Origin of the sequence: Gramella sp. AN32, from assembly GCF_023718305.1 — a bacterium.
In the GTDB taxonomy this organism is placed as follows: Bacteria; Bacteroidota; Bacteroidia; order Flavobacteriales; family Flavobacteriaceae; genus Christiangramia; species Christiangramia antarctica.
In genome coordinates this window covers 304,434-322,363 of sequence record NZ_QEYO01000001.1, presented here as the reverse complement: position 1 = coordinate 322,363, position 17,930 = coordinate 304,434, and the positions used below count along the sequence as shown (strand labels likewise).

Annotated in this window: 15 protein-coding genes; 13 read left to right on the top strand and 2 right to left on the bottom strand. The window is 34.5% G+C overall.

The genetic code is table 11. The features are described from left to right. The first annotated feature begins 2 nt into the window (after window positions 1-2). The 12 genes from DHD80_RS01560 to DHD80_RS01505 all read left to right on the top strand — a co-directional run bounded on the left by DHD80_RS01560 (window position 3) and on the right by DHD80_RS01505 (window position 13,355). Window positions 3-1,388, top strand: a complete 1,386-nt coding sequence (locus DHD80_RS01560; protein WP_251739120.1) for a UDP-glycosyltransferase — start codon at window positions 3-5, stop codon at window positions 1,386-1,388. Window position 1,389: 1 nt separating this feature from the next. After that, entirely contained in the window at window positions 1,390-2,538 is a 1,149-nt protein-coding gene (locus DHD80_RS01555) for a glycosyltransferase family 4 protein (protein WP_251739119.1), read from the top strand. After that, window positions 2,535-4,097 (top strand): glycosyltransferase family A protein, encoded by a 1,563-nt coding sequence (locus tag DHD80_RS01550; protein ID WP_251739118.1) that lies wholly within the window; start codon window positions 2,535-2,537, stop codon window positions 4,095-4,097. The genes DHD80_RS01555 and DHD80_RS01550 overlap by 4 nt, the downstream gene beginning before the upstream one ends. Further along, a complete protein-coding gene (locus DHD80_RS01545; RefSeq protein WP_251739117.1) occupies window positions 4,090-5,088 on the top strand; it encodes a glycosyltransferase in 999 nt (332 codons plus the stop codon). The genes DHD80_RS01550 and DHD80_RS01545 overlap by 8 nt, the downstream gene beginning before the upstream one ends. Before the next feature lie 283 nt (window positions 5,089-5,371). Then, complete coding sequence (locus DHD80_RS01540; protein ID WP_251739116.1) at window positions 5,372-5,605, top strand: hypothetical protein; 234 nt, start codon at window positions 5,372-5,374, stop codon at window positions 5,603-5,605. 110 nt (window positions 5,606-5,715) lie between these two features. Continuing rightward, on the top strand, window positions 5,716-6,426 hold the full coding sequence (locus DHD80_RS01535; RefSeq protein WP_251739115.1) for a class I SAM-dependent methyltransferase: 711 nt from the start codon (window positions 5,716-5,718) through the stop codon (window positions 6,424-6,426). A gap of 3 nt (window positions 6,427-6,429) precedes the next feature. Next, window positions 6,430-7,536: a glycosyltransferase family 4 protein gene (locus DHD80_RS01530; RefSeq protein ID WP_251739114.1), complete on the top strand. Its 1,107-nt coding sequence runs from the start codon at window positions 6,430-6,432 to the stop codon at window positions 7,534-7,536. Then, entirely contained in the window at window positions 7,533-8,594 is a 1,062-nt protein-coding gene (locus tag DHD80_RS01525) for a glycosyltransferase family 4 protein (protein ID WP_251739113.1), read from the top strand. The genes DHD80_RS01530 and DHD80_RS01525 overlap by 4 nt, the downstream gene beginning before the upstream one ends. A gap of 277 nt (window positions 8,595-8,871) precedes the next feature. Further along, a complete protein-coding gene (locus DHD80_RS01520; RefSeq protein WP_251739112.1) occupies window positions 8,872-9,951 on the top strand; it encodes an O-antigen ligase family protein in 1,080 nt (359 codons plus the stop codon). Beyond that, window positions 9,908-10,924, top strand: coding sequence for a glycosyltransferase family 4 protein (locus tag DHD80_RS01515; RefSeq protein ID WP_251739111.1), 1,017 nt, complete (start codon window positions 9,908-9,910; stop codon window positions 10,922-10,924). The genes DHD80_RS01520 and DHD80_RS01515 overlap by 44 nt, the downstream gene beginning before the upstream one ends. Continuing rightward, entirely contained in the window at window positions 10,921-11,925 is a 1,005-nt protein-coding gene (locus DHD80_RS01510) for a glycosyltransferase family 4 protein (RefSeq protein ID WP_251739110.1), read from the top strand. Before DHD80_RS01515 ends, DHD80_RS01510 begins: the two co-directional genes overlap by 4 nt. Before the next feature lie 38 nt (window positions 11,926-11,963). Next, on the top strand, window positions 11,964-13,355 hold the full coding sequence (locus DHD80_RS01505) for an exopolysaccharide biosynthesis polyprenyl glycosylphosphotransferase (protein ID WP_251739109.1): 1,392 nt from the start codon (window positions 11,964-11,966) through the stop codon (window positions 13,353-13,355). A 247-nt stretch (window positions 13,356-13,602) separates the two neighbouring features. Here DHD80_RS01505 and lnt read toward each other — a convergent pair whose 3' ends face one another. Further along, window positions 13,603-15,198: an apolipoprotein N-acyltransferase gene (gene lnt / locus DHD80_RS01500; RefSeq protein ID WP_251739108.1), complete on the bottom strand. Its 1,596-nt coding sequence runs from the start codon at window positions 15,196-15,198 to the stop codon at window positions 13,603-13,605. A gap of 135 nt (window positions 15,199-15,333) precedes the next feature. Here lnt and DHD80_RS01495 point away from each other — a divergent pair, with 135 nt between their 5' ends. Beyond that, a complete protein-coding gene (locus DHD80_RS01495; RefSeq protein WP_251739107.1) occupies window positions 15,334-16,086 on the top strand; it encodes a CDP-alcohol phosphatidyltransferase family protein in 753 nt (250 codons plus the stop codon). Here DHD80_RS01495 and DHD80_RS01490 read toward each other — a convergent pair. Beyond that, window positions 16,080-17,924: an asparagine synthase-related protein gene (locus DHD80_RS01490; protein ID WP_251739106.1), complete on the bottom strand. Its 1,845-nt coding sequence runs from the start codon at window positions 17,922-17,924 to the stop codon at window positions 16,080-16,082. The genes DHD80_RS01495 and DHD80_RS01490 overlap by 7 nt on opposite strands. Between the last annotated feature and the right edge of the window lie 6 nt (window positions 17,925-17,930).

Genomic DNA, 17,930 nt, shown 5'->3' with positions numbered 1-17,930 from the left:
ATTTGAGATCAAAAAAACTATTAGTAATAATTCCGGATGGAGTGAGCCTGAGGAATTTTGTCTACACTCGATTTCCGGAAAAAGCGATAAAAGAGGGCTGGGAACTCGTGTTTTTGAATTTCACCAATTTTGATTTGAGTGAATTAGGGTTTAGGGAGATAAAATTAAATCCTAAGAGTTCAGCTCTGACTGACCTTTTAAAACGTGCGAAGATTCTTATTGAGTTGGATCTGTTTAAAAATAAATTTAATAATCCCGTTTACGAAAAATATAAATTCTCATCTTCTCGAAAAGGTTTCAAAAGTAGAATTAAGAACTTATTAGTTAACCTTCTGGTGAAAAAATATGGTTCTGAAAATGGCTTGACAAAACTTAGGGAGAAAATGAAAGATACTGAACGACGAACTGATTATTATAAAAACTGTAAAGAAATATTAGAAAGAGAAACTCCTAATGTGATTTTATGTACAAACCAAAGACCGGTAATTGCTATATCTCCCATGACTTCAGCCCAGGATTTGGGCTTGACTACATCATGTTTTATTTTTTCCTGGGATAATTTACCAAAGGCTACAAAGATAATTGACTCACATTATTACTTTGTTTGGAGTGAATATATGAAAGATGAAATGATGAATTATTATCCTTATATTAAATCTAACCAAATAAAAGTAACCGGAACTCCACAATTTGAAATATACAAGGATAATACTATTGTAATTGACAAGAATAAATTTTTTGAAAAATACGGTTTGGATATGGAAAAGCAATACCTGTGTTTCTCAGGTGATGATATTACCACTTCTCCACATGATGAATATTTTTTGAAAGATGTTTCAGAGGAAGTAGAAGACTTAAATCAAAAAGGATATAATTTAGGAATTATTTTCAGGAGATGTCCGGTAGATTTTTCAAATCGCTATGATGCTATATTAAAAGAACATGAACGTGTAATTGTACCTATAGATCCTGCTTGGACTAATTCTGGAACATACTGGAATCAGGCTATGCCAACAAAAGATGATCTTGTTTTACAAACAAACATTATTGAGCATAGCTTTATGGTAATAAATGTAGGGTCTTCAATGGTTTTTGATTACGTGGCAAAGGGTAAGCCATGTGCATACCTAAATTACCTCCCTCTAATAAAGAATTTGAGAAAGGATATTCGAGAGGTATATAAGTATACACACTTTGAATCTATGCCAGATAAAAATTCAGTTTTCTGGATTAATAAAAAATCTGATATACCTTCAATTATTAAAAGTGCAATGGAAAATCCAGGTTTTGTTGTTTCCCATGCTGAAGACTGGTTTTTGAAGATAAATAATTTTTATACTGAAGATGCATCAAATCAAATAGTATATCAACTAGACCATATATTATAACATGCACATTTCTTTCTTAACTCCGGAATATCCTCATAGTTTATCTGGACCTTCTGGAGGTTTGGGCACGAGTATTAAGAATCTCGCGGAAACACTGGTGAATAAAAATGTTGAGGTTAGTGTAGTAATTTATGGCCAGTCTCAAGCTGCAGAATTTGATGAAAATGGAATTCATTTTTATTTTTTGAAAAATCAGCGTTATGCTATTGGCGGCTGGTACTTTCATAGAAGATATATTCAGAAATTTCTGAATCAGATAATAAAGCAGAAAGATATTGATTTAATAGAAGCAACCGACTGGATAGGGATTACGGCTTTTATAAAACTTAACTGTCCTTTGGTTATCAGGCTAAATGGTTCGGATGCTTATTTTTGTAAGCTGGAAGGTAGACCTCAGAAATTTAAGAATCGTCTTTTTGAAAAAATTGCACTAAAAAAAGCTGATTCACTTGTCTCGGTGAGTAGATTTACTGCTGAAAAGACCAGCAGTGTTTTCGGAATAAATCGAAAATATGAGATCATTCCCAACAGTATTGAGCTTAGAAGTTTTTCAGTTTCCAATAGGAATGAAAAAACCAACAGTATCCTTTATTTCGGAACGATTATTAGAAAAAAAGGTGTTTTGGAACTGGCTTATATTTTTAATGAAGTTATCAAGCATAAGCCTGAAGCAGAATTAATTATGGTTGGTAAAGACGTTAAAGACGTCCGGGAACATGAATCTACGATAGAATTGTTCAAAAGGATTTTATCTTCTGAAGCATTGAAAAGATTTTCATATCAGGGAGCAGTGGCTTACGAGAAAATCACAGAATATATAGAAAAAGCTTCGGTGGTCGTGCTTCCAAGTTTAGCGGAAGCCTTACCTATGACCTGGCTGGAAGCTATGGCTATGGAAAAGGCTCTGGTAACCTCCAATATTGGCTGGGCAAAGGAAGTCATGGTAAATGGTGAAACCGGTTATATGGTAAACCCAATTAAGCATTTAGAATATGCTGATAGAATTATCCAGCTTATTGAGGATCCTGAACTAAGATCGGTATTTGGAAAGAATGCCAGGCAGAAGGTTTTGGAGGAATTTAATGCAGATGTGGTTGCAAATAGAAATATTGTATTTTACAAATCGGTTTTAAAACTTTCAGGAAATTGATCTTTCTACATCATCGTAATGCTAAGGAGGTTGCTTCTGCTTATAGAAATGGAGAAGAATTGGAATGTTCTTCTAGGGACCTATCAGAAGCTTTTTGGAGCCTCTGTAATATTTATCCCGAAGAGTTAATAATATGGATCGATGATGAGGTTAAGGTGGAACTAAATGATGATTTAACTGAAATTTTTCCGCACGATCTTGTCATGTCTTCATATTCGATTGTTTCGCAGTATCTTCCAGAAACTATTGGATATGTAGATCAATTGCCCTTTGTTAATCCTGATTATGATGCAAAATATCCTACCTGGAGAATGAGTACGGATCTGGGAGGAATAAAGGCGAAGACGGCGCTGCAATTCCAATCAATATATGGTGACATCAAGAATTTTGGATTGCTGTTAAATTCTATGGCCAGGACAGGACAGCAAAATTCGCTGTTTTGTTATAGTGATCCTTCCTTTGTCAAAACCCTATCTCCAGTTCCGGATGAATTTAAAGCAAGTACAGGAGAGGTTTTTAATTTTGTGGCAATGCATTATAAACGGGAATGGCTACTTGTATTACTTTTTTGTTACTGGAAGTTTGAAAAAAAATTTCCTGTTTTTTTCTTCTTACATGGTTTAGGGCACAGGTCGTTTTTTAAAAAGATCGTAGATCTATCATCTATTTCACTAGAATCAGGGGAAATAGATCTTAATAAGGAGACGGTGGATGTTATTATTCCTACCATGGGGAGGCCAGGTCATTTAAAAAATGTGCTTGAAGACCTGAAGTCCCAAGACCATCAACCCTCTAAAGTAATTATCGTAGAGCAGGAGCCTGACAGGAATTCACAAACTCAATTAGATTTTTTGGTAAAGAATGGTTGGCCTTTTGAAATAGTTCATCATTTTATACGTAGGACAGGAGCCTGTAATGCCAGAAATCTTGCCTTGCAATCGGTAAATGCAGATTATGTTTTCTTTGCTGATGACGATATCCGATTTCCTTCAGATCTTTTAAGTCAGTCCCTTAAGGAGTTAAATAGGTTAAAAGTTGGAGCCTTAAATTTAAATTGCCTCCAACCATCTGGTAAAACTATATTTCATAAAATAAAACAATGGGGAGCGTTTGGTTCAGGAACTTCCATTGTTAAATCTGAATATGCTCTAAAATGTAAATTTGCAGAGGTTTTGGAACATGGTTTTGGAGAAGACATAGATTACGGACTCAAATTGCGATCGCAGGGTTCTGATATAATCTATCATCCCAGAATAAAGATCAGTCATTTAAAGGCAGATATTGGTGGGTTTAGGGGAATTCAAAAGCCCGAGTGGGAAAAAGCTACACTAAAGCCAAAACCCTCGCCAACTATGATGCTTCTGGTTAAAAGATATTATTCCGTAAAAATGATGAGAGGATATAAAGTGAGTCTTTTTTTAAAATATTACAGAGAGCAACCCGTTAAAAATCCTTTTCACTATTTTAAACTGATGCAAGAAAGGTGGAACGTGAGTGAAGAATGGGCTAAAAAACTATTGGATCGGACTAATAGTAATTTAAATTCCTCTCATGAATAAAGAGAATAGATCATTAAACTTTAGTCTTATAGTTTGTACTTATCAAAGAGCTGAATCACTGAGGCGTTTGCTGGATTCGGTAAAAATTCAAAGTCGTTATCCTAATAAAATTTTAATTATAGACGGCTCAGAGGATTCACAGACAGATGAAATGCTAGAAAAGGAAAATTTCAATAGACTTAAATATATAAGGGTTGGACAAGAGTACCGGGGGTTAACAAAACAACGTAACTACGGAATAGATAAAGTAGATAATAACTCGGAAATAGTTTGTTTTCTGGACGATGATATCGTTCTTGAAAATAATTATTTTGAACAACTTCTAAATACTTATAGAGTTTATCCGGAAGCAATTGCAGTAGGAGGCTGGATAAAAGATGAAACAGTTTGGGAAAAAGTTAAAGACGATTATTCACCGAAATTTGATGAATTTTTAATCGATGGCTATGTGCGTAAACTGGGCCTTAGAAACGTTTTAAGGAAAAGGCTGGGTTTATTATCGCATCTGCCTCCTGGGGTTATGCCGGAATTTTCTCATGGTTTTTCTACGGGTTTTCTTCCACCATCCGGTAAAATTTATGAAGTGGAATATTTTATGGGTGGTATTTCTTCCTATAAAAAATCTATCTTCAGTGAAATAGGATTTTCTGAAAAATTTGCCGGATATGGTTTGTATGAGGATATGGATTTTTGTTTAAGGGCTTCTCGATTGGGAAAATTATATGTAAACACTTCTGCTAAAGTGGCTCACCTTCATGAAGAATCAGGAAGGCCAGACTATTTTAAATATGGGAGAATGGTTATTGAAAATGGTTATCATGTTTGGAGATTAAAATATAAGAACCCAGATGTTACGGCAAAAGTAAAATGGTATTCCATACATTTTTTACTTCTGTTTATCAGGTTTTTTAATGGAATTAAAGATAGGCGAGCCCTTGAGGACGCGAAAGGCAGGTTTTCAGCTTTAATAGGATTATTAATTAAACGATAATTTATATGTATATCTGTTTTTATCATACTATTTATCTCGTCGCCCTGAGACCCGTGATAAAAAAATATCTAGCGTATAAAATTGACGTATTTTTTAGAAGATCTAATGAGATGCTGAAACAAGTTCAGCATGACGGCAATTCTAGAAACCAGCATCGTCACCCTGAACTGGTTTCAGGGTCTATATTATAATAATGATTTGCAGTGTTATAAGATTCTGAAACAAGTTCAGAATGACACCTTTTTTCCTTTATAATACTTTACGGTCTAACAATAATTTATTAATGCAAACTTATTTTATATGCTTCAGCTTAAAAAACTCTTCGGGTGCAGAGTATTTTGTTGCATTAAGCAATAAACTTGCTGAAAGGCATCGGGTTTTTATTTTAACCTACGATTCAGAAGTACATCCCTTCGAAATAGACCCGGGAATTGAAGTTTTAAAATGGCCTTCAGTACGGCCTACAGGAATAAAAGGCTATTTATTGAAATTAATTAATGATTTAACTAATAGTTAAAAAGTTAGAATTAGCTTAAAAAATTGAAAGGACAAGAAAAAATAAATACACGGCAGAAGGAGTTCTATCAAAGTTTTAAAAAAAACTTCGCTACTAAATTGTGGTTTTCCTTGAGAAATGGAATTCTTACCAGATTTAGAAAGACGATAAAAGTAGAAAAATTCATAATAGAACAGCATGCTGAATGGATTGGGGATCTAAAACATCAAAAGGTACTGGATCTTGGCTGTTATGCCGGGAATTCGCTGAGTCTCTACCTGGCTCATAATGCAAAGGAATATATTGCCATAGATCTTAGTGAACCAGCCATTACAAAGCTTAACAAAAGACTGGTCAAGTATCCTAACGCAAGGGCTGAGGCTATTGATTTTTTATCAGATGATTTCCGGGAGAATAATTTTGATCTGATTTATGCATACGGGGTGCTGCATCACTTTAAGGATGTGGATGAATTAATCAATATTCTTAAGAGTAAACTTTCAGAAAAAGGAAAAATTGTTAGTTATGATCCCACTTCAACAAGTAAACCGGTATGGTTGCTCAGAACAATTTACCGCCCTTTTCAGAGCGACCGGGATTGGGAATGGCCATTTACCGAATCTACAATCCAAAAATTTTCCGAATCTTTTAATTTGCTTGATCGAAGAGGTGTTCTGGGAAAATCAAAATGGTTCTTTCTTTTGAATCTAATCCCAATCTCTTCCAAGAAGCGCACCCAAATTGGTACGGCATGGCATCTGGAAGACTGGGAAAAATCCAGAAAATCTGATAAACATTTTTTAAAATGTATGCAGGTAAGCCTGTATTTACAAAAGAAATAATCCATGAAGTTTGGTATTTTTACACATGCAGGGCATTTTTGTGAGGAAGACAAACTCTTTGCTTATGGCCCCTATGTGAAAGAAATGAATCTTTGGATTGATTATTTTGATAAAGTCCTGGTTCTCGCACCGCTAGCCTCAGAATTACCAAAAAATATTGATGCGCCTTATAAACATGAGAATATAGTTTTAAAAGAATTACCTATAATCCACTTTGAAGAAGATGGATTTTTAATAAGCTTAAAGAAAAGTTTTAAAATACTACTCAGTTGCATTACTGAAATGAGATCATGTGATCATCTGCATATAAGATGTCCCGGAAATATTGGCTTAATAGCTTTGATTGCCTCCATATTTTTTCCCAAAAAACCAAAAACAATTAAATATGCCGGGAATTGGGATCCTAATAGTAAACAACCTTGGAGTTATCGATTTCAAAAATGGCTTTTAAATAATCCATTTTTGATCCAAAATAAAAAAGTACTTATTTATGGTAAGTGGAAGAAACAGCCCGAATATATTCTATCCTTTTTTACCGCAACTTTTTCTGAATTGGACAAAACCGCTATTGATAAGAAAATAGATAACAATTTAACTTTTATCTATTGTGGAGGCCTTGTCTCCGGAAAAAATCCCTTTCTGGTTGTCAAAATTATTCATAAACTGATTTTAAAAGCTTGCCCGGTTCACCTTTTATTATATGGAGATGGGTCATTGCATTCAGAAATTAACGATTATGTTCAAAAGCATGGCCTTTCAGAAAATATAAAATTAATGGGGAATAGACCGCAATCAGTTTTAAAAGAGGCTTACGAAAAAGCCCATTTTTGCATATTGCCTTCTAAAAGCGAAGGGTGGCCAAAAGCGATAGCCGAAGGTATGTTCTATGGTTGTGTGCCTATAGCTACAAAAGTTTCCTGTATCCCCTGGATGCTTGATTTTGGAAATCGTGGAATTTTAATTGAAGAGGACTTGGAGAGTGCGGTTGACGAAATTTTAAGAATCATAAACCACCCTGTAATTTATCAGGAGATGTCTCAAAATTCTGTGAAATGGTCAAGAACCTATACTTTAGAAAAATTTGAAAAAGCAATTCAGAAAATATTGTGAAGATACTACAGCTTATAGACAGTCTTAGACCCGGAGGAGCAGAGAGAATGGCTTTGAACTATTTTTTGGCACTGGAAAGAGAAGGCCACCACAGCTTACTTGTTGCCAGTAGGGAAGAAGGTTTACTTGCTGAACAGGTAGATAAAAAGGCTAATTATCATTTTCTAAGAAAGTTGAATGCATTTGATTTTAGAGCTTTTTACAAATTGAAAAAAATAATTTCAGAAAATAATATTGAGATTATTCAGGCGCATAGCAGTTCCTGGTTTTGGGCAGTTTTGTGTAAAATAACGGGTAGCAAAATAAAAATAATCTGGCATGATCATTATGGCAATAGTGAATATCCGGATAATAGAAAGAGCAGATTACTAAGAAAATTTTCCAAATACTTTGACGGTATTATCAGTGTTAATGAGAAATTGATGAAATGGTCCCGGGAAAAGCTTGAATTTAATAAACCTATTATTTACCTACCAAACTTTGTAAACGAGAAATCAAGAAATAAAAAGGGACTACAGGGCAACTCAGCCATAAAAATTATATGTGTAGCTAACTTGAGGCCTCAGAAGGACCACTACACACTTATTGAAGCATTCCGTGAGATACAAGACAAATATAATGTTACTTTGCACCTTTTTGGAAGGGATTTTAATGATCAGTATTCTGGTGAATTATTGAATATGATTGAAAATAATTCAGCGATATTTTATTATGGTGAAGTAAACCCTGTAGTAGACTATCTTGGCGATGCCGATATTGGAATTCTCTCATCAAAGTCTGAAGGCTTGCCCCTCGCGCTTTTAGAATACGGGATGGTTGGTCTACCGGTTATTTGCACTGCCGTAGGAGAGTGTGAAAGAGTCGTGGGTGGGGATGGAAAAGTTGTGCCGCCTAATAATCCTGTAAAGTTATCAGAAGCGATTAAAGATTATTTAGATAATCCGGAAGAAGCCAAATTAGATTCTCTAAATTTCCATACTAGAATTGAAAAGGATTATTCAGAGAAAGCAGTTTTAAAAAAATTTTCAATTTTCATTCAAAATTTGAAATTTGAATAAGGCAGACTATATAAACAATCAATTCTATATTAGGATGTTAATCCTACATATAGGATATGGGTTATTGATATATCTCATTCCGTCCTTATCAAAAATAATTGTGCTCATTATAATGGGATCCTTTCTTTTTGTGATCATAGACAGGAAGAATAAAGGGAATGAAGCCTTAATGGCTGCGGCATATATAGCGGGTGGTGAGGTCTTTTTTAGACAGACCGGATCGCTATTTTTTTGGGAAACGGGTAAATATGCAGTTATTATTTTTCTATTGATAGGAATGTTTTTCAAAGGTGCCAGTTCCAAAACTATACCTTATTGGCTTTACCTCCTCATTCTTTTCCCCGGGGTTTTAATCGCTTCCTTCAATTTCAGCTATGATGCGGAGGTTAGAAAACTTATCGCATTTAATTTAGCCGGGCCCGTTTGTTTAGGTATTTCCGCTCTCTATTGTTATTATAAAAAAATAAAAATAGAAGATTTGCAGAGAGTATTATTAATGATCTTAATGCCCTTAATCGCTCAAATGGTTTATTTATATTTTCATACCCCCAGTATGGATGATGTGAAAATAAGTTTAAGTGGAAATTATGCTGCTACCGGGGGTTTTGGTCCTAACCAGATTTCAACAGTTTTGGGAATGGGATGTTTTTTAATTGCCACCAGATTATTTACAATAAGAAATAAACTAATAAACTTAATTGATGTTATCCTATTAATTTTAATGGGTTATCGAGCAGTAATAACCTTTAGCAGAGGAGGGATTTTTACTGCCTTAGCCTCTATAGTTGCGTTTTTAATATTTTTCTACTATAAACAAGATTCTAAAAAGCTTGAAGGTTCAAACCTTAGGATTATTTCTATGGTTGCTATTTTTACTGTAGTTTGGTTGTTTTCCTCTTTTGAAACTAGAGGTCTTATAGGTAATAGATATACTAACAAGGATGCTGCAGGGGTACTCAAAGAAGATATAACCACAGGTAGGGCTGAATTGATTGAAACTGAATTAACAGCGTTCTATAAACATCCGCTTTTAGGAATTGGCGTGGGAAAAGGAATAGAATATAGAGAAGAAAATCTGGGAATTGTAATTGCAAGCCATAATGAAATTAGTAGATTACTTGCAGAACATGGAGTATTGGGTATTTTTGCATTAGCAATTCTTTTATTTGTTCCAATAATTTTCTGGTTTAAGTTCAAGAATAATTATTTTTTTTTAGCATTCGTGGCTTTCTGGTTTTTGACAATAAACCATTCAGCAATGCGAATTGCAATGCCTGCTTTTGTTTATGGACTTGCACTTTTATATATAACTGATGAAAAAAAGGATCCTGTACATAGGAAACGACTTGCAGGTTAATAGCTTTACCGCTACTTATATATCCTTCTTCAGTAAAATGTTGCGAAAAGAAGGCTATACAGTCCGTACGGCATCGACCCGAAATAATAAAGCCTTGAGGCTTGTAGAGATGTTAGCTTTATTGGCGAGGTATAAAAAAACCACAGATATCGTCCTTATAGACACTTACGGTGCAATGAATTTTTATTATGCCTATTTGGTTGGGAAAACCTGTGAGCTTTTAAAGATGGATTATATTCCCATCCTTCACGGTGGTAACCTCCCGGAAAGGCTTGAAGACTCAAAAAACTTTAGCAAAGATTTATTTGGAAATTCTTTGGTGAACGTAGCACCATCAAAATATTTATTCAATGTTTTTCAAAAACATAATTTTAAAAATACCCAGATAATCCCAAATTCAATTCGGCTTAAAAATTATCCCTTTAAAGAAAGAAATGATTTTCAGCCAAAACTGCTCTGGGTAAGAAGGTTTCAGAAAAGGTATAATCCAATCTTAGCGGTTGAGGTGCTAAAGATTATTAATGAGAAGATTCCCGGTGCCACTATGTGTATGGTTGGGCCAGATAAAGATGGCTCTCTTCATAACTGTAAAAAGTTGGGAAAAAAATACGGTTTGGAGATCACTTTTACTGGAAAGTTAAAGAAGAAACAATGGGCTAAACTTTCCAGGGATTATGATTTTTTTATAAATACAACTTCTATAGACAATACCCCAATTAGTGTAATTGAAGCCATGAGTTTGGGACTTCCAATTATTAGTACCCGGGTTGGCGGAATGGATTATTTGATTGATAATAATGTTGATGGTATCTTAGTTCTCGAGAATGATGCCCAGGCAATGGCAACCGAAGTTTTAAGACTGATAGAAAACCCAGAAACCGCTCTTGAACTAAGCCGAAAAGCCAGGGCAAAAGTGGAAGGATTTGACTGGGAAATTGTAAAAGAAAAATGGAACCGACTTCTCGAAACTTGATAGTATACATTGGAAATAAATTACAGAAACATGGTTATTCTCCTACAACCATCGATACGTTATCAGAAAAATTAAAGTCGAAAGATTTAAAAATAATTGCAGTCTCTTCTCAGAAGAATAAAATTCTTAGAATTTTTGAAATGCTTTCCACAATTTTTCAATACAGGAAAACAGCCAGGAAAATTCTAATAGATACCTACAGTACCACAAACTTTTGGTATGCGGTTAGTTGCGGGCAATTGAGCCGTATGTTAGGTTTGCCATATGTATTTATTTTTCATGGGGGAAACCTTCCGGAAAGATTTGAGAAAACTTCTTTCCTAATAAAAAGAATCTTCTCAAATTCTGAATTAAATATTGTACCCTCATTATATCTTTTCAACCAATTATCAAAATTTAAATTAGGGACCTTAAAAGTTATACCGAATAGCATTGATTTAGATCAGTATAAATTTAAGAAGAGAGAAATGTTCAAACCGAATTTACTTTGGGTACGTTCATTTTCTGAAGTTTATAACCCAAAACTAGCGGTAGAAGTATTAGGAAAAATGCTTAAATTTTATCCGGATTCCAGGTTATGTATGGTTGGCGCGGAAAAAGATGGGAGTTTAGAAAATCTGAGAACTTATTGTGAAGAAAATAATTTGCCGGTAGTTTTTAAGGGTCATCTTTCAAAGTCTCACTGGATAGATCTTTCAGAAGAATACGATATTTTTATAAATACTTCCAGAATTGACAATACCCCCGTGAGTGTACTGGAAGCGATGGCCCTGGGGATGGTAATAGTTACAACCAATGTAGGTGGAATTCCGTATATATTAAAGCATAATAAAAATGCTATTCTGGTTAATTCTGATGATGCGTTGGAAATGGCTGAAGCTATTGAATATCTATTAGAAAATCAGGAGGTCACCAACAAGATTGCTCATAAGGCCAGATTGGAAGCTGAAAAATATGATTGGGAAAATGTAAAAGCTGAATGGATGAAGTTGTTAAGTTAAATTTGATATATTTATCCGTTGATTGAGTCCGAATATCGATGTCTAAAAAACCACTTTTTCATTTAGAAATTTCTGAACGTAAGTTATTACTTCGTTTATTTGATAATTTAGGGATTTTAATCACTTTGGCTCTTGTAGGTGTAATCTTTCAATTTGATTATTTTAGAATTGATGAGAATTATTGGATTTGGACGGGATTACTGTTATTATACTTAAACCTATTCGCTTCCATTTTTGAACTATACAACCTGCAAAGAGCGGCACGTTTTGACATAGTTGTCAAGAACGTTTTGCTTACTACGACAGCTACGGTCATATTTTATATTCTTACGCCTTATTTTAGCCCAAGTCTTCCCGAAAATCGCCTTCAGATTTTATTCTTTTTCATATCCATTGCCGGAGCTCTATTACTTTGGAGATTTGCTTATATCAATTTAATATCTACGCCAAGGTTTAATAAAAGGATTCTGGTGGTGGGTGATTCATTCGACATAAAACTTATTGCGAGTTCGCTTCAGAAAACAGATCCCAATTTTGTGGTCGTAGGCTATATAAATACAGACTATTCAGCTAAAAATGATTTTGATTTGAAGTTGCAGCGTTTTAAAGTTGAGGAACTGGATAAAATTATTTACGAGCATCATATTAACGAAATTGTAGTAGCCAGTTCTTATCAAAAAGGGATTACTTACAGTTTATATTCCCAACTAACGAAATTGCTAAAGACCGGCTTCCCTATTAAAGATTATACCCAGGTCTATGAGGATATCACCCAAAGAATTCCAGTTCAGAATGTGGATGAAGATTTTTATAGATATTTTCCTTTTAGCCGAAATAATCAAAATCAGCTTTACAATATAGCCTATCGTTTTTTAGATATTATCGTTTCGGTTTTTGGAATTTTATTGGGGATTATTATTTCCCCACTTATTATTTTAGGAAACCTTCTGGGTAATAGGGGGAAGTTGCTTTATAAGCAAAAAAGGGTAGGCAAGAACGGGTGTAAGTTTCAAATTTACAAACTACGTACTATGACCAAAGATGCGGAACTATATGGCCCCCAATACGCACAGAAAAACGATTTAAGGGTAACGAAATTTGGTAAATTTCTTCGTAGGACCAGGATAGATGAAATTCCACAATTCTACAATATTTTAATTGGCGAGATGAGTCTAATTGGTCCACGACCTGAACGCCCTGTATTCGTAAAGGAGCTTTCAGAAATAATACCTTTTTATGAAATTCGGCATATCATTAAACCAGGTTTAACCGGTTGGGCGCAGGTAATGGCAAACTATGGCAATTGTCATGATGATAGTCTGGAGAAATTGCAATACGACCTTTATTATATTAAGCACAGGGGTTTGTTTTTAGACCTTACCATTATCCTAAAGACTCTTAGTACTGTTTTGTTCTTCCGCGGACAGTAGAATTTTAGTTGAAAGTTGGAAAGTAAAAAGTGAAATTTTTGTCACATTGAGCGCAGTCGAAATGTACCAATATTAATGTATCAATGTACCAATGTACCAATTTGAAAATGTATCAATTTAAAAATAATTTTGGACTAAAGACTAAAGACTAAAGACTAAAGACTAAAGACTAAAGACTAAAGACTGGAAATGAAACTTCCAGCCTCCAGCTTCCAACTTCCAACAAACACTTTCAATTATCAATTGATCAGGAGGGTCTCTTTCTTTTATATTTAATAACCGAAAAGAGAAAAATAAACAAAGCCAGAAACTGAGCGATCCTGGCTAAATAATCGCCATGTTTTACATAAAATGTCTTTTCTGAATTTATGGCTACATCTCCCACGAGAAATCCACCTTGATTATATTCCAGTTTTTCAACAATATCTCCTTTAGAATTGATAATGGCTGAAATTCCGGTATTAGCACTTCTGGCAACATATTTACGATTTTCCACTGCACGGAGCTTTGCATAACTCAAGTGTTGTTTATGGCCCTGCGTATCGCCCCACCAGGCATCATTGGTAATGATACTTAAAAAATTCGCCCCATTTTCCACATAATCAGTAACATATTCCCCATAAACCGATTCATAACAAATGATAGGCGCTATATAAATTGAATCTTTTAACCTGAAAACTTCCCTGTTTTCCTGGGTTGTTTTCATGGCCACCGTTCCGCCTAAATCTATCATTACATCGCCCACGATTGGTTTTAAAATATTCTGATATGGAAAATTTTCCACCCCTACCACCAGTTTAGATTTGTGATATAATTGGATACTGTCCGCAATATTATTCACCAAGAAAGCTGAATTATAATCATTGTACCAATCGTTCGCCCGAAGGTAGTTGGATTGTTTTCCCACCCGATTTTTATCACTAAACCGATCAAAAATTGAAATCCCTGAAAGAAAATTTAATTGCGCATTCAATTTTGCAATTTGGGATCCATAATATTCAGCTTCGGAATAACCCACTTCCGGTAATTTAGTGCCCGAAGCGAAAACAGTCTCTGGTGCAATGACTACTAAAGTTGAATCTGTCACTGCTTCAGAAGACAATTTATAAAGCAACTTGCCAATCCTAGAATCTGTTGTATTGTATTTTTCAGTATATGGATTGATATTTGGCTGAAGAATCAGAACTTCAATTTTATTTTCAGATTCTTCATAATTGAAATATAAAATATAGGAAAGCAGTATGGGGAGCCCAATTATTAAGGCAATTTTCAGGATCCCTTGATATAGAATGCTTTGTTCTTTAAATTCCTTGAATAATAGAAGGCTTTTAAAAACCATAAGGTTTGCGAGGAGGATCCATAAAGTACCGCCAAAGGTGCCGGTGAATTCATACCATTGGATCCAGGGTGTATAGTCAGAAAAAACGTTTCCAAGATTGAGCCAGGGCCAGGAAAAATCCCAACTGAGATGTAACTTTTCAAAAACCATCCAAATGCTCATTAGGAATATAGCTGACGCAGTAAAACCTGTACGTTTCGCCACTATGTGATAAAGCAGAAAAACAACAGCCATTAAAAATGAGTTGGCCAAAATAGCAAAAACTCCCCCGAAAGGTGTAGAGAAATAAAGCCAGTAGGTGGTAAAAAGGTTCCAAATAAAAAAACTTACATAAGCAGTACCAAAAACCTTCAATTTTCTCCACTTAATTGAATAATTCCTTATGCTAAATTCTACGTAGAGAAGTGGTACAAAGGAGAAAAAGATGAAAAGCGGAAAACCAAAAGTTGGCCAGCTAATCGTAAGAAGTATTCCGCTTAAAACTGCGAAAAGAAAGTTTTTCATTTATAAAGATTGTTTTTCAAAAATAGGAAAATGAATTTTGCTGCCGTTCCTTCCATCATTTTCCTTTAGGTTAATTTAAGATTCTTCTTTATATATCGTTGCAAAATATTAGATTAGTATTTTTGAATTTAAAATATGAGCATCAAAAGACATATTCCCAATCTTATCACCTTATTAAATTTATTCTGCGGTAGCCTGGCCATTATCTTCGCCGTAAAAGGCAATCTGGTCTTAGCGGCCATCTTTGTGGCAGCTGGAATCTTTTTTGACTTCTTTGATGGTCTTGCCGCCAGGGCACTCAATGTAAAAAGCGAGTTGGGTTTACAGCTGGATTCATTAGCCGATGTGGTTACCAGCGGAGTCGTGCCGGGAATTGTGATGTACCAGTTATTGAATAAGGCCTTGCCGAAAACACTTCAGTCAAATTCAGATTGGGATGCAACTTTTATGGATATCCAGATAAAACCCTTTGCGCTTATTGGATTATTGATAATTCTGGCCTCCGCGTATAGATTGGCAAAATTCAATATTGATGATCGCCAAACTGATTCCTTTATCGGGCTCCCAACTCCTGCGAATGCTCTTTTTATCTTGAGTCTGCCTTTAATTCTAACCTTCCAAAACCAACCTTTTGTGACTGGTTTGTTATTGAATGAATGGGTTTTGGTGGGAATAACTATTTTGAGCTGTTATATGCTAAATGCTGAAATTCCCCTCTTCGCCTTAAAGTTTAAGAACTGGAGTTTTGGGGAAAATAAAATGAGATATTTATTTTTACTCTCCTGTATTCTACTAATTGTTTTTCTGAAATTTTTAGCAATCCCGATAATTATTATATTATATGTTGTTTTATCATTAATAAATACAACGTCGAAGGCTGTTTACTGATTACGTTTTTTTATTAAATTCATTTCCGCATTCAAAGCTGCACCGGCAATGATATCCATATTTGCAAAAGGCCAGCTTTCCAATTTTTGTCTTCTTGAAGTTAAATCACGATAGGTTTCATAGTATTTATCCGTAAGATTATTGTCTTTATAATAATCATCAAAGTTTTGTAAAACTGATTTTTGCTGATAAACCTCCACCCAATTCACAGATTTAAAAAGGCGATACCTCAAATCTGGATTTTTCTTTTTCATTAAACGCTTTACTAAAAGTTCATCAATCTTGGATCGCAGGCCCCAAATAGGAATTTTTATAAAGTTTGGAGAATTTTGAGGGACTATAGGAATTTGTCCTGTAGGAATTTTAGAAAATTTTTTGAGATCTTTTTCCTGATTCAATAGCTTATCGGTAAACCTGTAAAAAAGCCTTAAATTAGGATGGATATTGCTTGTCCTGGTTAAAATTCCACGGGACATGCCCGGACTAAAGGCATAAAATTTTTCGTTACAGATCCTTACCTGTTTTGAAAGAATGTGCCGGGTATAGGTATACCAGGAAAATAACTCATCAAATAATTCTTTAAAAGGTAAATTATGGGATGCTATCCTATCGAATAATTCATTTAAATCCTCCTCAGATTCACGCATTATTATCTCCTTATGATCTTTGTTGGATAATCTTTCAAACCAAACGGGATGATGCCAGGGTAATGAATTTTGTTTCTTTTCTTTTTTCCATTCTGAAAAATTGGAAGGACTCGCCCCGGTTAATTTCACCTTTTCTTTTAGAATGTAATATTTGAAAAAATTATCTTTTCGTGATTTTAAACTGCTTAATTGAGAGATATTTCTGGCCGGCAATCCCTCACAAAGCTCCCCGAAAATTAGGGGTTTTTTGATTTTAGGATCCACATTTTCTAAGATTTCCAGCCAGGAATTCAAATTCACCGCTTCGGTTTTTAATTCATTTTCCTCTAAAATTTTATAGGATGGAAAATATAATTCGGGATGATAAAAAGTGTGATGTTCTGCGTTTTTAACCTTAGCAAGTTTTGAAGCTATTTTTGCCTCGTAATTATCTTTATGTCCAAAGGTGAGGCAATTTATTTTTTTTGAATCGGGTATAGAAGCCAGGGCAATTCTACTATCTATCCCACCACTTAATGCAATATTTACTTCGTCAAATTTTTTAGTTACTGCATTTACCTCTTTTTTGAAATGATCCCAATAATCTGAAACCATCCCGCTTTTAAGCTTGTCATTGGAGATATTCTGATAGAGTGAATTATCATATTTTTTTTCAATGATCTCAAAATTGTAATCAAATTTGATTTGTTCCCCGGGGAGCAATTGTTTACAATCCTTTAAAATCGTGCGGGAACCAAGATTGATAAAATTAGGCCCCACAGATTTTTGAAATATTCCCGTTTGGTCGTATCCAGCATTGGAATATCTTCCTATTAAAATGATACTGTTGGAGATGAAAATATTATTATCCTTTATAAGATAATAAAGAGGGTAGATGCCAATTAAATCTGAAGAAATTATTAATTGCTTTCTAATGGAATCGATGATGAATGAACAAAATGTTCCCGTAATATTATTTGGGGGCGGCCAGTTTTTAATTAAGCTTTTAGTGGCAAATAGATGGCTTTTTGAAGAATCTTCGTTTAAATCTAATACATAACCATCGGTTATAAATGATATCTCAGCATTAGAGTCTATACAGTTTTGATCATTTATTTTTAGATGGAAAGATTCAATTTCATGGCTGAAAGTGGTTCCATAATCATCAATTAATTCCGGATTTAAATTTTTATTTGAAAAAATAAATTTCATGCCGGA